This window comes from Novosphingobium sp. PC22D (assembly GCF_002556635.1).
GTDB lineage: Bacteria > Pseudomonadota > Alphaproteobacteria > Sphingomonadales > Sphingomonadaceae > Novosphingobium.
The window spans coordinates 287,675-302,648 of record NZ_MWMO01000001.1; the positions used below are offsets into that span (position 1 = coordinate 287,675).

The following is a 14,974-nucleotide window of genomic DNA, read 5'->3' on the forward strand; positions in this document are numbered from 1 at the left end:
GCGTATTCCGTTAGGCGCTCACGCCCATGGACCAGCCAGCAACCACGCCCGTCGCGCAGGCCGCCTCGCCTGCGCTCACCGCCGACATGGTGCGCGCGGCGGCGGCGCGAATTGCGGGCGCGGTGGTGCGCACGCCGACGCTGCATTCGCAGACGTTGAGCACGATCACCGGCGCGGATATCTGGCTCAAGTTCGAGAACCTGCAGTTCACCGCCGCTTACAAGGAGCGCGGCGCGCTCAACGCGCTGCTCCAGCTTTCCGAGGAACAGCAGTCGCGTGGAGTGATCGCGGCCTCGGCGGGCAACCATTCGCAGGGCCTCTCGTATCACGGCACGCGTCTCGGCATCCCGGTCACGATCGTCATGCCGCGCACGACGCCGACGGTGAAGGTGATGCAGACCGAGAGCGTGGGCGGCAAGGTCGTGCTCGAGGGCGAGAACTTCGACGAGGCGGCGGCGCACGCGCGCAAGCTGGAAAAGGAACTCGACCTCACTTTCGTCCACCCGTTCGATGATCCCAACATCGCCGCGGGGCAGGGCACGGTCGCGCTCGAGATGCTCGAGGACGCGCCCGAACTCGATACGCTGGTGCTGCCGATCGGCGGCGGCGGCCTCGCCTCGGGGATGGGCGTGATCGCGCGCGACATCAGGCCCGACATCCGGCTGATCGGCGTCGAGGCGCAGCTCTATCCCTCGATGTACAACCTGCTCAAGGGCACCAGCCTGCCGGTCGGCGGTGACACGCTTGCCGAGGGCATCGCGGTGGTGCAGCCGGGGCACTTCACCTCGGTGACGCTGCGCACGCTGCTCGACAACCTGCTGCTCGTCAGCGAGCCCGAGATCGAGAGCGCGCTGGCGCTGCTCCTGCAGATCGAGAAGACGCTGGTCGAGGGCGCAGGCGCGACGGGTCTCGCCGCGATCCGCGCCAATCGGGCGATGTTCGCCGGGCGCAAGATCGGGGTGGTGCTGGGCGGCGGCAACATCGACACGCGTCTGCTCGCCAATGTCCTGCTGCGCGATCTCGCGCGGCAGGGCCGCCTCGCGCGGCTCAAGATCGGCCTGCAGGATCGTGCCGGCGCGCTCTACAAGGTGGCGCGCGTGTTCCAGGACCACAACGTCAACATCATCGAAGTCTTCCACCACCGCATCTTCACCAATCTGCCGGCCAAGGGCCTGCTCACCGAGATCGAGTGCGAGGCGCGCGACCGCGAACAGCTCGAGGCGCTGATTGCAGCGCTGCGGCGCGAGGGCTACACGGTGACGCAAGCCGAAGCCGGCTGACGCGGCTTTCGAATGGCGCGGGCGGCCGCGCCTCGTGGTGCGGACCGGCGTGGGCGCGCAAGGGCACGCGGCCCCTGACGAGCGCGCGGGACGCTTGGATCCGGTGTGGCGCTCTCGGCTTAAACAAGCTCCGGCGCCGCGCCCCAAGTCGGGACAATTGACCGATCCTGGGGGTATCGCCTGTGAAAATTTACCGGTTGCAAACGGAAGAAGTTGGTTAAAACCCTTTCAACACCGGGCCTCGGCAGGCATAATCGGCCTCGCAAACCGGCAACCCGTGCCAACAGAAGAAGGAAGAGGCGCCCCTCGTGACGGCACCCGTTCGCTTTCCCCGATTTTTCGTTACGAGCCCGGCTCCGTGTCCCTACCTTCCCGGCAAAAGCGAGCGCAAGGTCTTCACCGAACTGAAGGGGCCGCACGCGGATTCGCTCAATGACGCGCTTGGCCGTATCGGCTTTCGCCGCAGCCAGACGGTCGCCTACCGTCCGTCGTGCCTCGATTGTTCGGCCTGCGTTTCGGTGCGCGTCGTCGCCGAAGAGTTCAAGCCGTCCTCGACGCAGAAGCGCGACCTCAAGCGCAATGGCGATCTGATCGCGACGCTGTGCCGCCCTTGGTCGACCAGCGAGCAGTTCGATCTGTTGCAGCGCTATCTCTCGGTGCGTCACCCCGAAGGGGGGATGACCAACATGGACGAGATCGACTTCGCCGACATGGTCGAGCACACGCCGGTGACCAGCTACGTGATCGAATATCGCGAACCTTCGCATGACGGCGTCACGCCGGGACGCCTCGTCGGCGCCTGCCTGACCGACAGGCAGGGCGACGGGCTGTCGATGATCTACAGCTTCTACGATCCGCATCACCAGAGCCGGTCGGGCCTGGGCAACTACATCATCCTCGATCACATCCGCCGGGCCAACGAGAACGGCCTGCCGTACGTCTACCTCGGCTACTGGGTGCAGGGCGCCGCGCGCATGGCCTACAAGGTGCGCTACCGGCCGCTCGAAAAGCTCGGCCGCGCGGGCTGGGAGCGCATGAGCGCTCAGGAGCAGGACTCGCATATCTCCGCCGCCGTCGCCGCGCGCAACGAACCGGGCTCGATCGGCGAAGGCGCCTACAAGGATGGCGCGCCCGCCATCGCCGACGGATTCCGCCTGCCGGAATAGGCTTGTTCCGGCGGTCGTTTTCCCGACCGATCTTCCCGCCATCGGCTTCGAGGCTGTCGGTTTCGGGCTGGTAGTGACGGGACGGCGGCAGGCCCAAGCGCGGCAGGACGCTTTGCGCGCCAATCCGATGAAAGCAGGCGGGGCCAGGCGATTCGGCTTTCGCGCGGGCAGGCTTGGCAATGCGAACCACCGCACTGGACTGACCGCCGCGCTCGCCCGATGGCGACGAGGCCGGCGCGGAAGAGAAAGGGCGCCCGGATCGCTCCGGACGCCCCCCTCGGTGATCTAGGGAGCCCTTGCGGGTCCGCGCGGATCAGGCGCTGTAGTACATGTCGAATTCGCAGGCCGCGGGGGTCGTTTCCCAGCGGAACACGTCGGGCCACTTGAGTTCGAGGTAGGCCTCGATCTGGTCCTCGGTGAAGACGCCGCCTTCGAGCAGGAAGGCATGGTCGGCCTGCAGCGATTCGAGCGCCTCGCGGAGCGAACCGCACACGGTCGGCACTTCGGCGAGCTCGGCCGGCGGCAGATCGTAGAGGTTCTTGTCCATGGCTTCGCCCGGGTGGAGCTTGTTCTTGATCCCGTCGAGGCCCGCCATGAGCAGCGCCGCGTAGCACAGGTAGGGGTTGGCCATCGCATCGGGGAAGCGGAACTCGACGCGCTTCGACTTCTCGCCCGAGCCGTAGGGGATGCGGCACGAGGCCGAACGGTTGCGCGCCGAGTAGGCGAGCAGGACCGGCGCCTCATAGCCCGGGACCAGACGCTTGTAGCTGTTGGTGGTCGGGTTGGTGAAGGCGTTCAGCGCCTTGGCGTGCTTGATGACACCGCCGATGAAGTAGAGGCAGTTGTCCGAAAGCCCGGCATAACCGTTGCCGGCGAAGGTCGGCCTGCCCTCGTTCCAGATCGACATGTGCGTGTGCATGCCCGAGCCGTTGTCGGTCATGATCGGCTTGGGCATGAAGGTCGCGGTCTTGCCGTAGGCCTGCGCGACCATCTGCACGACGTACTTGTAGATTTGCATGCGGTCGGCGGTCGTGACGAGCGTGCCGAAGGTCAGGCCAAGCTCGTGCTGCGCGGCGGCCACCTCGTGGTGGTGCTTGTCGCAGGGCAGGCCCATTTCGAGCATGGTCGAGACCATCTCGCCGCGGATGTCCATGCAGCTGTCGACCGGGGCGACGGGGAAGTAGCCGCCCTTGGCGCGCGGACGGTGGCCCAGGTTGCCGGTGTCGTATTCCTTGTTCGAGTTCTCGGGCAGCTCGACGTCGTCGAGCTTGAAGCCGTTGCCCGAGTATTCGTCGTAGAACTTGACGTCGTCGAACATGAAGAACTCGGCCTCGGGGCCGACGTAGACGGTGTCGCCGAAACCGGCCGACTTGACGTAGGCCTCGGCGCGCTTGGCGGTCGAGCGCGGATCACGGGCGTAGAGTTCGCCGTTCGAGGGCTCGACGATATCGCAGAACACGATCATCATCGGCGTCGCGCTGAACGGGTCGATGTAGACCGCGTCGAGGTCGGGCTTGAGGATCATGTCCGATTCGTTGATGGCCTTCCAGCCCTCGATCGACGAGCCGTCGAACATCAGGCCGTCCTCGAGTTCATCCTCGCCGAGCACGCCGGCGCACATGGTGAGGTGCTGCCACTTGCCCTTGGGGTCGGTGAAGCGCAGATCGACCCACTCGATCTCCTCGTCCTTGATCTGCTTGAGGATATCTTTTGCACTAGCCATGGATGTGGTTCTCCGTTTTGGCTCTTCCGATCCCGAAAGAGGTTAGGGGTGAATGGGCATTACCCGTCGCTGCGCCGGCCCCCCTGACGGACGGCGACGGGTTGCCGGATTGCGCCGGCGTCGATTCATAGTGCGGCGTCGTCACGCTCGCCGGTGCGGATGCGCACGGCGCTTTCGACGGGCATGACGAAGATCTTGCCGTCGCCGATGCGCCCGGTCTGGGCGGACTCTGCGATCGCTTCGACGACGCGCTCCGCGAGCGCATCGGAAACGACCACCTCGAGTTTCACCTTCGGCAGGAAATCGACAACGTATTCGGCGCCGCGATACAGTTCGGTATGCCCCTTCTGGCGTCCGAATCCCTTGGCTTCGGTTACGGTGATGCCGGACACGCCCACTTCGTGCAGCGCCTCCTTCACTTCGTCGAGCTTGAACGGCTTGATGATCGCTTCGATCTTTTTCACGCTGTTATTCTATCCCCCTGCACCTTGGCGGTGTCGCATGTTGCGTTGATCCGGGCCAATTCGATCAAGAATCGTGCCAGCGTTGGTAACCAAGGGATAGGGCAAGTGTGCACTTGCGAAAAGGCCCCAATCGCACGATTCGGCATGCCATTTGCGCGTCCTGTGACATTTCGGCAGCGCCCCAGACGGGTTCAATGGTTAATCCTTAGGCAAGCGCTGCCCGTTTGTTGGGCAGCGGGCGATCGCGCCCGGTTTCAATAGCCGGTGTAGCGCCCCGGACGGTGCCACACCCACAGGATGCCGGCCGTCGCCGCGACTCCGAGCAGCGACCACCCGAACCGCGCGATATCGATCGCGGCGAGCGAGATCAGCAGCACGCTCGCGTCGAACACCATCTGCGTGCGCCCGGCGTTCCACCCGTGCTTGCGGTAGAGCCACAGGACGATCGCGCCCGATCCGCCGGTCCCCGCCCCGTGGCGGGCGAGCGCCAGCGCGCCCATGCCGATCGTGCTGCCGCCGACGATCGCGGCGAAGGCGGGATGAACCCATTCGAGGCGCACGCCGTACGGCGCGACGAGCGTCATCGCGAAGAGCCCGAGCGAGACGAGCAGCGTCTTGAGGATGAAGGCCCAGCGCATCGTGCGCACCGTCAGCGCGAGCAGCGGCACGGTGAGCACGACGTAAAACAGCCCGACCGGCCAGCCCAGCAGGTAGGCGAGCGTCAGCGCGAGCCCGGCGACACCGCCCGTCGCGAGCCCCGCGGCCTTGAGCAAAACGAGCCCGAGCGAGAGCAGCACGGTGCCGACGAAGATCGCATAGGCGTCCTCGAACGGGCCATGGCGCTGTCCGGCCGGCGGGGCCGCTTGCGGTATCGAGGCGGGTTCGTTCGTGCCGTGCATGCGGGGTGCGTCCTCCGGTGCTGTCGCCGGCATGCCGCTCCCCCCAATGGCAATTCTGTCTTTTCGTTCCGACCTGTCTCGCCGTCCCGGTCTCGTCACGAAGCCGGGACGCGGCAGGATCAGGCCGCGTCCTTCTTGCGGTTGGCCTTCTTGCGCTCGTGCGGGTCGAGGATCGCCTTGCGGAGACGGATCGACTTGGGCGTGACCTCGACCATCTCGTCGTCGTCGATATAGGCGATCGCCTGTTCGAGCGTCATGATCTTGGGCGGAGTGAGGCGGATGGCGTCGTCCTTGCCGGTCGAACGGAAGTTCGTGAGCTGCTTCGACTTCATCGGGTTGACCTCGAGATCGTCGGGTTTGGCGTTCTCGCCGATGATCATGCCCTCGTAGATCTTCTCCTGCGGCTTCACGAACAGGATGCCGCGATCCTCGAGGCTGTTGAGCGCGTAGCCCACCGCCTCGCCGGTGCCGTTCGATATCAGCACGCCGTTGAGGCGGCCTTCGATCGCGCCCTTGTAGGGGCCGTACTTCTCGAACAGGCGATTCATGATGCCGGTGCCGCGCGTGTCCGAAAGGAACTCGCCGTGGTAGCCGATCAGCCCGCGCGAGGGGGCCGAGAAGGTGATGCGGGTCTTGCCCGAGCCCGAGGGACGCATGTCGGTCATCTCGGCCTTGCGGCGCTGCATCTTCTCGACGACCGTGCCCGAATACTCGTCATCGACGTCGATCACGACGGTCTCGTAGGGCTCGGTGCGCTGGCCGTCCTCGTCGGTCTTGAACAGCACGCGCGGGCGGCTGATGCCAAGCTCGAAACCCTCGCGGCGCATCGTCTCGATGACCACGCCGAGCTGGAGTTCGCCTCGGCCGGCGACCTCGAAGCTGTCCTTGTCGGCGCTTTCGGTGACGCGGATGGCGACGTTGGTCTCGGCCTCGCGCATCAGGCGGTCGCGGATCAGGCGGCTGGTCACCTTGTCGCCCTCGCGGCCCGCGAGCGGGCTGTCGTTGACCGAAAAGCGCATCGCCAGCGTCGGCGGGTCGATCGGCTGCGCGGCGATCGGGTCGGTGACCTGCGGATCGGCGATGGTGTTGGCGACGGTGGCCTTCTCAAGGCCGGCGAGCGCGATGATGTCGCCGGCGCGGGCCTCGTCGACCGGAACGCGCTCGAGGCCGCGGAAGGTCAGCAGCTTGGAGGCGCGGCCGGTCTCGATCACCTTGCCGTCGCGGTCGATCGCGCGGATCGGGTCGTTGACCTTGACCGTGCCCGACTGGACGCGGCCGGTGAGCACGCGGCCCATGAAGTTGTCGCGGTCGAGCAGCGTCGCGAGGAAGCTGAACGGGGCCTCGACGTCGAGGTCGGGGGCCGGCACGTGATCGACGATCAGCTTGAACAGCGGCTCGAGCGTGCCGTCGCGCGCCTCGATGTCCTCGCTGGCATAGCCGTTGCGGCCCGAGGCGTAGAGCGTCGGGAAGTCGAGTTGCTCGTCGTTGGCGTCGAGGCTGACGAAAAGGTCGAAGACCTCGTTGAGCACTTCGTCGGCGCGGCCGTCGGGCCGGTCGATCTTGTTGACGACGACGATCGGCTTCAGGCCGAGGCCGAGCGCCTTGCCGGTGACGAACTTGGTCTGCGGCATCGCGCCTTCCGAGCTGTCGACCAGCAGGATCACGCCGTCGACCATCGAGAGGATGCGCTCCACCTCCGCGCCGAAGTCGGCGTGGCCGGGGGTGTCGACGATGTTGATGCGGTAGCCGTTCCACTCGATCGAGGTCGGTTTGGCGAGGATCGTGATGCCGCGCTCTTTCTCGAGATCGTTGGAATCCATCGCCCGTTCCTCGACGCGCTGGTTGTCGCGGAAGGTGCCGGACTGGCGGAAGAGTTGGTCGACGAGCGTGGTCTTGCCGTGATCGACGTGCGCGATGATCGCGATATTGCGCAGGGGAAGCGGGGCGGACATGCGAAAGAAGCCTGTGGTTCGAGGATGCGGGGGCGGCGCGCCGTCGCTGCGCCGCACAATCGGGAGCGCCCTTAGCCGAAGCAGGCGTCGGCGGCAAGCAGACTCCCGCCAGGCAGCCAAATGGCTGCAACCCCACATCATGACCGTGGCCTAAATCACAATGAATCCATTTTGGCGTCAATGCCGCGAGGCGTATGATCCCGCTCATCCTTGAAGGTGAGACGAGAGGGGGAAGCCCAATGGAATGGATGTTGATGCCCTACAAGCGCTACTTCGACTTCGAAGGTCGTTCGCGGCGCAAGGAATACTGGATGTTCGCGCTGTTGTTCGCGATCGTCTACGCGGTCGGCTTCACGATTATGATGGCCGGCGGTATGTCGTTCAGCGAATACGGGGCGACGCCGGGCGCCGGTTTCTACATCGGCGCGCTGCTGGTCGGCCTCTTCGCGCTGGCGAGCATCATCCCGGCAATCGCGGTGCAGGTGCGGCGCTTCCACGATCAGGACAAGTCGGGCTGGTTCGTCCTGCTCAACTTCATTCCCTACATCGGCGGGATCGTCGTGCTGGTCTTCATGTGCCTTGAGGGCACGCGCGGGCCAAACCGCTTCGGACCCGATCCCAAGGACCCGGCGAACGCCAGCGCCTTCGCGTAAGCGCCTTTTCCTTGCCCGCAAAGCAAACCACGCGCCCGGGGCCTTGCTCCGGGCGCGTTTCGGTGCATGCTGGTCGCCCGGTGCAATGGAGGCAATCGCATGCAGCCCTTCGGCGGTTTCTGGCTGAGGTTCGTCGCTTACGTGATCGATTCGATCATCCTCAACGTCGCGATGTCGGCGCTGGGCTCGGTGCTGGGGCTCGGCATGATGATGCCCATGGGCTTCGGAACCGAGTGGGGCGGCTATGTGATGGGCGCCTCGCTGATCGGCTACGTCAGCGTCAGCTTCATCGGCACCTGGCTCTATTTCGCGCTGCTCGAATGCTCCTCGCTCCAGGGCACGCTCGGCAAGAAGGCGCTGGGCATGGTGGTCACCGATCTCGACGGCAACCGGATCGGTTTCGGCCGGGCGACCGGGCGCTATTTCGCCAAGATCCTTTCGGCGCTGATCCTGCTGATCGGCTACTTCATGATCGGCTGGACCCGGCGCAAGCAGGGCCTGCACGACATGCTCGCGGGCACGCTGGTCTACAAGGCGGGCGCGACCGCCGCCACGACGACGAGCGCCTCGGTCTTCGAGTGAACGCAAGCGCTCGCAAGACGAAAGTCGCCGTCTGCCCAGGCATGCCGCAGACCTTCATGCAGATCCGATGAGCCCGGCATTGCGGCGCCCCTTGGGGGGGATTGACGCGCGCCGCCGGACGCTTGAGCATGCGGGCCGCTGCAAGATGGGAGATCGAATGACATGGCGATCCTTCAGCTTGAGGACGATCGCGTTCGCGGCGCCTCCCTTCGCGCTGTCAGCCCGGGCCGCGCCGATTGAACCGCCAGGCGATCCGCTTGCCCACAAGATTGCGCCGGAGGCGCGGCAGGGCGTGACCGGCGCCTGCAAGAGCGGACCGTGCCTGCCGGTGTGCGTGCGCGAAGTGTGCTCTGCAATCGTGCGCGTGGAGGCCGTCCGATCGCGCTAGCGGCCAAGGCCGGCTGAACGCGGTCGTGGGCGTGTTTACCGTCGATCGAATCGCAAGCCGTTTTGCACCTCACCATCCTTCAAACCCAAGCGGGAGAAGAGAAATGAAGTTCAGTCAGTTTGCAGCCGCAAGTCTTGGTCTGGCGCTGGTCGCCGGATGCGGCGAAAGCCCGGACACGGCGACCGGGCAGGGCGACAGCTTGCCGGCCGCCGAACCCGTCGCGGGTTCGGACGGCAGGACCTACGATCTGGCCGATTACGGCTACATCGACGGGCAGGAAGTCACGCCGATCGGCATGCCGGGCTGGATGCCTGCGGAGATTTCGCTCCCCGGCGATTTCGTTCCCTTGGAAGAAAGGTCTTTGGGAACGCGAACGCACCTGCTTCGGGGCGTCACGCAGGAGCCGGGCGACGGCCTCTATGACAGCCTTTCCGCAGACTTGCGCGAAGCCGGTTTCGAGGTGCGTGACGGGGAGGGATACCGGGCCGACAATCTCGTTTATTTCTCCGGCAACGGGTATGAAGACAGCAAGATCGACATCCGGCCCGGAGACAACGATACGCTGCTCGAAATCTCGCTCAGCGAGAGCGGTTAGGGGCGCTAGTTGCTCTCGCTTGCTTGCCGTCGGCGCGGGCCGACCCCTGGCGCCTAAAGCTCTCGCAGCGCCTGCGCGGGGCGCACGCGCAGCAGCGGGAGCGATCCGCCCAGCGCGAAGGCGAGCACCAGCGCCACGCCCGTGCCGAGCACGGCGAGGATCGTGCCCCAGCCGGGCAGCCAGTCGAATTCGAAGAGCTGGACGATCACCGCCCAGGCCATCGCGCAGCCGAGCACCAGCGCCACGCCCGAGAGCACGAGCGCGACGAAGCCGTATTCGGCGAGCTGGATGAGCAGGAGCTGGCGGCGGCTCGCGCCGAGCACGCGCAGGATCGTGTTGTCGTAGGAGCGGCTCGCCCGGGTCGCGGCAATCGCGCCGATCAGCACGGCGATCCCGGCGAGCACCGCGACCGACGCGGCGGCCATGATCGCCGCCGACATCTGGCCGAGCAGGTCGCGCGCTTCGCCGAGGATGCCGCCGGTCTCGATCACCGAGCTTGACGGGAACGCGCGGACGAGGTCGCGCAGGAGCGTCGGGCTCGTCGTGCCCTCGGGCAGGTCGATCGTCGCGGCAAGGTTGTGCGGCGCGTCTTCCAGCGCGTTGGGCGAGAAGACCAGCACGAAGTTGAAGCCCATCGAATCCCAGTCGACCCGTCGCAGCGCCGCGATCCGCGCGGAGCGTTCGACGCCAAGCACGCCGATCGTCAGCATGTCGCCGACCTCGAGGCCCACCGCCTCGGCGAAGTCCTCGTCGATCGAAACGAGGGGCTCGCCGGTGTAGCCTTTCGGCCACCACTTGCCCGCCGTCACCACGTTGCCCTCGGGAACCGCGTCCGAGTAGGTCAGCCCGCGTTCGCCCTGCAGCGGCCAGCCACCCTCGGGGATGTCCTCGAGGTCGGCCGTGCGGGTCATGCGGCCTTCGGGCCCGAAGGCGAGGATGCGGCCGCGCAGGCTCGGCACCAGCCGCAGGTCGGCGCCCGGCGCCAGCCGCGCGACGGTCGCGCGGAACTCTCCGGCGCGGTCCTTGGGCACGTCGAGCACGAAGTAGTCGGGCGCCCGCTGCGGCACGCGCGCGCGGATGTTGCCCTCCAGACTGGTCTGCACCGCGGCGATCAGGACGAAGGCGGAGATGCCGAAGCCGAGCGCGGTGACGAGCCCGCCGGTCCGCGCGCCCGGTCGGTGGAGGTTCGCCAGCCCCGCGCGCAGCAGCGGGTCGGCGGGGCGCGGCAGGCGCTCAGCGAGCTTGCGGATCGTCCATCCGAGCCCGGCCAGGAGCACCAGCATGCCGGCGGCGCCCGCGAGGAACATCGCCGTCACCAGGGGCTGCGCCGCGTTCGCCATGGCCAGCGCGACGATCGCGCCGAGCCCCAGTCCGACCGGCAGCGCCAGCGCGCGCCATGAGGTCGCCAGCGGCGAAACCCGCGCGCGCATCAGCGCCATGGCCGGAAAGCTGCGTGCGCGCACCAGCGGCGGCGCGGCGAAGACGAGCGCGACGAGCAGGCCATAGGCCGCCGCCGTCGCCAGCGCGCCGGGCGCGACGATCAGCCCGGTATCGACCGGCAGCAGCGTGCCGAGCGCCATCGCCAGCAGCGGCGTCACCAGCACCCCTGCCGCTAGGCCCGCCAGGCTGCCCGCGACCGCCGCTGCCGCGACTTGCAGCAGGTAGATCCGCGCGATGTCCGCGCTCGTCGCGCCCAGCACCTTGAGCGTGGCGATGCTGCCGCGCCGCGCTTCGAGATAGGAGGACACGCCGCCGCCGATGCCGATCCCGGCGATCACCAGCGCGGCGAGGCCGACGAGCACGAGGAACTCGCCCATGCGGTCGACGAAGCGCTGCGTGCTCGGCGCGGCGTTGTCGCGCGTGCGGAACTCGAACCCGGCATCGGGGAACCGCTGCTCGATATCGTCGGCGATGGCTTCGGGGTCGGCCGATGCAGGCAGCTTCACCCGCGTCTTGGTGCGGTACATCGCGCCCGGCGCGGTCAGTCCCGCGCGGCGTGGCAGGTCGAGCCCCGTGATGGCGACGTCGCCGAGGCTGAAGCCCTCGCCGAGCAGTTCGGGCTCGGTACCGATGATCCCGCCGACCGTCAGCGTCTCGCCGCCGACGGTGACCGTGCCGCCCGGCGCCACGTCGAGCCGCGCCGCGGTGCCTTCGGACAAGTAGATCGTGCCGGGCGGCGGCGCGCCGACGCGGCGGCCGTCCTTGAGCAGCAGCGCGCCGTAGAGCGGCCAGCGTGCATCGACCGCCTTGAGCGCGATCGGCGCGGTAAGGTCGCCGTTCTGCGCGATCGCCTGCATGCGCAGGCCGTCTGACACTTCGCCGAGGCGCGTGAGCTCGGCCATCTCTTCGCGCGAAAGCCCGCGTTGCCACACGCGCACTTCGAGGTCGCCGCCGAGAATTTCGCGGCCACGCCCGGCCAACTCGCGTTCGATCGAGCCGGTCAGCGTGCCGGTCGCGGCGATCGCGCCGACACCGAGAAACAGGCATACGAGCAGCAGCCGCAGGCCCTTGAAGCGGGCGGAGAGATCGCGTCGCGCGATGGCCCAGGCGGTGCGCCAGGGCAGGGCGGCGCTCGTGCCGGACCCGTTCATGCCGGAAGAGTGTCGCTCGTGATTACGCCGTCGGCCAGCGTCACGACGCGCTCGCAGCGCTCGGCCAGCGCGGGGTCATGGGTGATGATCACCAGCGTCGCCCCCGTCTCGGCGCGGCGGGCGAACAACAGGTCGACGATCGTCTCGCCGGTGGCATGGTCGAGGTTGCCAGTCGGCTCGTCGGCGAAGATCAGCGAGGGGCGCGGGGCGATGGCCCGGGCGATGGCGACGCGCTGCTGCTCGCCGCCCGATAGCTGCGCCGGATAGTGCGCGAGGCGATGGCCGAGCCCGACCGCGGCCAGCTCCGCCTCGGCCCGCGCACGAGCGTCGGCCATGCCCGCCAGTTCGAGCGGGGTGGCGACGTTTTCCAGCGCGGTCATCGTCGGCAGCAAGTGGAAGGCCTGAAGGACAATGCCGATACGCCCGCGCCGGGCGAGGGCCAGCTCGTCCTCGTCGAGCGCGGCGAAATCCGCCCCGGCGACTTCGAGCGTGCCCGAGGACGCGCGTTCCAGCCCCGAAAGCACCGACATCAGCGAACTCTTGCCCGAGCCAGAGGGGCCGAGCAGCGCAAGTGTCTGACCCCGCGGCACGGTGAGGTCGATCCCGCGCAGTATCTCGACCGCGCCACGGCCCTCGCCCAGTGTGAGCCTCAGGTCGCGGGCGGCGATGGTGGGAGCAGGAGCCGTCGCGGCGGCAGCGTCTGGGGCGAGGGCGCGTGCAGAACTTGTCACGGCCCCCATATGGGGGTGCGAGGCCCGCGCGGGCAAGGAGACCGAAGCCATGAAATTTCCCCGTCTTGCGCTCGCCGCGCTCGTCGCCACCGGCCTCGCCGCTTGCGGGCAGGAGCCGGCGAACGATCCCGGGGCGCCGGGCGTAAGCGAGGCAGCGTCCGGGTCGGGCGACGCGGCGCGCGAGGAATTACCGGTGATGGGCCCCGAGCGGCACATCCTCGCCTTCGGCGATTCGCTGCTCGCGGGCTACGGCCTCGAGGACGGCGAAGGCTATCCCGCCCGGCTCGAGGCGGCGCTGCGCGCGAAAGGGATCAACGCGCGCATGTCCGACGCGGCGGTCTCGGGTGACACGACGGCGGCGGGGCTGCAACGCCTCGCCTTCGCGCTCGACAGCCAGAAGACCAAGCCCGATCTCGCCATCGTCAGCCTTGGCGGCAACGACATGTTGCGCGGCCTGCCGCCGGCCGAGACTCGCGCCAATCTTGAGAAGATCCTCGCGACCTTTCGGGAGCGCGGGATCAAGGTGGTGCTGCTCGGCATGCTCGCCGCGCCCAACCTCGGCAAGGACTACGCGGCGAGGTTCAACCCGATCTACCCCTCGCTGGCGCAGGCGTACGATGCCGAGCTGGTGCCGTTCTTCCTCCAGCCGGTGATCGACAAGCCCGAGATGATGCAGGACGACCACGTCCACCCCACGCGCCTCGGCATCGAGGAAATGGTGGCCGCGACCATCGACGACGTGGCCGACGCGCTGCCGGACGCGAAGGGGGCGGGGCAGGCAGAAAATTGAGGCGGACCGGCATGCCTTCGTTGCGACACGCTCGTTCGGTCGCGGCACTCGCCGCCTTTGCCGCTACTTCGCCCGCGTCACGCCGCCCTCGCGCACGTGCCACACCGCCGCTTCGTCCATGATCGCCGCGAAGGGCGCGGGTTCTGTGCCGGTGAGCCAGACCTGCCCGCGCCCTTCGCGCAGGCGGTCGAACAGCGCCTCACGGCGGAGGGGGTCGAGATGCGCGGCGACTTCGTCGAGCAGGAGGATGCGCGGGCGCGCTTCTCCGGCATGTTCGAGCAGCGCCGAATGGGCGAGCACGATCGCGATCAGCATCGCCTTCTGCTCGCCGGTCGAGCACTCGGCGGCGGGCTGGTCCTTGCCGGCCATGGTCACCGCGATCTCGTCGCGGTGCGGGCCGGTGAGCGTGCGGCCCGCGGCGAGGTCACGCGGGCGTCCTTCGCGCAGCGCCGCCGTCAGCGCGCCGGCCTCGATCGGGCCGCCGGGGCGGTAGGCGAGGGCAGGGCGCGCGAACGGCGCTTCGGGCTGGAGCGCGAGTTCGCCGGACAGCCTCTCCAGCAGCGCCGCGCGCGCCTGCGCCACGATCGCGCCGGTCTCGGCGATCTGCGACTCGATCGCGTCGAGCCAGCGCGGGTCGGGCGCCTGGTCCGCCGAGAGCAGCCGGTTGCGCTCGCGCAGCGCGTTCTCGAGCCGCGCCGCCTGGCTGGCGTGGGCGGGTTCGAGCGCCAGCACCAGCCTGTCGAGGAAGCGCCGCCGCGCGCCCGCGCCCTCTACGAACAGCCGGTCCATCGCCGGGGTGAGCCAGCCGATCGAGAGCCATTCGCCGAGCCGGATCGCGGGAGCCTCGGCGCCGTTGACCTGCACCAGCCGCCGGCCGGGTCGCTCGGCCGCCATGGCGGTGCCGAGCTGGACGGGCTCCCCCGGGCCGGCCGCGAGCGAGGCGCTCACCGCGAAGCCGCCGTCTCCCGATTGCGCGGGCATATCGGCGAGCGCGGCGCGGCGCAGGCCCCGGCCCGGCGCGAGCAGCGAAATCGCCTCGAGCACGTTGGTCTTGCCCGCGCCGTTCTCACCCACCAGCAGGTTGAACTTGCCCGTTCCCTCGACGAAGGTCTCGCGGTGGTTGCGGAAACGGGACAGGAGGATCCGGTCTAGCGCCATCG

At 68.1% G+C, this 14,974-nt stretch carries 14 protein-coding genes; 7 read left to right on the top strand and 7 right to left on the bottom strand.

Going from position 1 to position 14,974, the window contains the following annotated elements; translation table 11 throughout:
* Nucleotides 1-26: 26 nt before the first annotated feature.
* Nucleotides 27-1,280, top strand: a complete 1,254-nt coding sequence (locus B2G71_RS01270; protein ID WP_098103951.1) for a threonine ammonia-lyase — start codon at nucleotides 27-29, stop codon at nucleotides 1,278-1,280.
* Between the two features lie 308 nt (nucleotides 1,281-1,588).
* Nucleotides 1,589-2,446, top strand: coding sequence for an arginyltransferase (locus B2G71_RS01275; protein WP_098103952.1), 858 nt, complete (start codon nucleotides 1,589-1,591; stop codon nucleotides 2,444-2,446).
* Between the two features lie 313 nt (nucleotides 2,447-2,759).
* Here B2G71_RS01275 and glnA read toward each other — a convergent pair whose 3' ends face one another.
* From glnA to typA, 4 genes are all read right to left on the bottom strand, one after another.
* Nucleotides 2,760-4,169: a type I glutamate--ammonia ligase gene (gene glnA, locus B2G71_RS01280; RefSeq protein WP_098103953.1), complete on the bottom strand. Its 1,410-nt coding sequence runs from the start codon at nucleotides 4,167-4,169 to the stop codon at nucleotides 2,760-2,762.
* Nucleotides 4,170-4,294: 125 nt separating this feature from the next.
* Nucleotides 4,295-4,633 carry a P-II family nitrogen regulator gene (locus B2G71_RS01285; RefSeq protein WP_098103954.1) on the bottom strand — a complete coding sequence of 113 codons (339 nt, stop codon included), beginning with the start codon at nucleotides 4,631-4,633 and terminating at the stop codon, nucleotides 4,295-4,297.
* 254 nt (nucleotides 4,634-4,887) lie between these two features.
* Nucleotides 4,888-5,532, bottom strand: a complete 645-nt coding sequence (locus B2G71_RS01290; protein WP_098103955.1) for a YitT family protein — start codon at nucleotides 5,530-5,532, stop codon at nucleotides 4,888-4,890.
* Nucleotides 5,533-5,651: 119 nt separating this feature from the next.
* Nucleotides 5,652-7,484, bottom strand: coding sequence for a translational GTPase TypA (gene typA, locus B2G71_RS01295; protein ID WP_098103956.1), 1,833 nt, complete (start codon nucleotides 7,482-7,484; stop codon nucleotides 5,652-5,654).
* A 239-nt stretch (nucleotides 7,485-7,723) separates the two neighbouring features.
* Between typA and B2G71_RS01300 the strand changes: the two genes are divergently transcribed.
* The 4 genes from B2G71_RS01300 to B2G71_RS01315 all read left to right on the top strand — a co-directional run bounded on the left by B2G71_RS01300 (nucleotide 7,724) and on the right by B2G71_RS01315 (nucleotide 9,702).
* A complete protein-coding gene (locus B2G71_RS01300; RefSeq protein ID WP_098103957.1) occupies nucleotides 7,724-8,137 on the top strand; it encodes a DUF805 domain-containing protein in 414 nt (137 codons plus the stop codon).
* A gap of 99 nt (nucleotides 8,138-8,236) precedes the next feature.
* Nucleotides 8,237-8,719 (top strand): RDD family protein, encoded by a 483-nt coding sequence (locus tag B2G71_RS01305; protein WP_098104390.1) that lies wholly within the window; start codon nucleotides 8,237-8,239, stop codon nucleotides 8,717-8,719.
* Nucleotides 8,720-8,876: 157 nt separating this feature from the next.
* Nucleotides 8,877-9,107 carry a hypothetical protein gene (locus tag B2G71_RS23965; protein ID WP_098103958.1) on the top strand — a complete coding sequence of 77 codons (231 nt, stop codon included), beginning with the start codon at nucleotides 8,877-8,879 and terminating at the stop codon, nucleotides 9,105-9,107.
* Between the two features lie 25 nt (nucleotides 9,108-9,132).
* Nucleotides 9,133-9,702: a hypothetical protein gene (locus B2G71_RS01315; RefSeq protein WP_168176211.1), complete on the top strand. Its 570-nt coding sequence runs from the start codon at nucleotides 9,133-9,135 to the stop codon at nucleotides 9,700-9,702.
* Between the two features lie 53 nt (nucleotides 9,703-9,755).
* Here B2G71_RS01315 and B2G71_RS01320 read toward each other — a convergent pair whose 3' ends face one another.
* Nucleotides 9,756-12,293, bottom strand: coding sequence for an FtsX-like permease family protein (locus tag B2G71_RS01320; RefSeq protein ID WP_098103960.1), 2,538 nt, complete (start codon nucleotides 12,291-12,293; stop codon nucleotides 9,756-9,758).
* On the bottom strand, nucleotides 12,290-13,033 hold the full coding sequence (locus B2G71_RS01325) for an ABC transporter ATP-binding protein (protein ID WP_098103961.1): 744 nt from the start codon (nucleotides 13,031-13,033) through the stop codon (nucleotides 12,290-12,292). Before B2G71_RS01325 ends, B2G71_RS01320 begins: the two co-directional genes overlap by 4 nt.
* 40 nt (nucleotides 13,034-13,073) lie before the next feature.
* On the opposite strand from B2G71_RS01325, the gene B2G71_RS01330 reads away from it, so the two are divergent.
* Nucleotides 13,074-13,814: an arylesterase gene (locus tag B2G71_RS01330; RefSeq protein WP_098103962.1), complete on the top strand. Its 741-nt coding sequence runs from the start codon at nucleotides 13,074-13,076 to the stop codon at nucleotides 13,812-13,814.
* 63 nt (nucleotides 13,815-13,877) lie between these two features.
* Here B2G71_RS01330 and recF read toward each other — a convergent pair whose 3' ends face one another.
* Complete coding sequence (gene recF / locus B2G71_RS01335) at nucleotides 13,878-14,972, bottom strand: DNA replication/repair protein RecF (protein ID WP_098103963.1); 1,095 nt, start codon at nucleotides 14,970-14,972, stop codon at nucleotides 13,878-13,880.
* Between the last annotated feature and the right edge of the window lie 2 nt (nucleotides 14,973-14,974).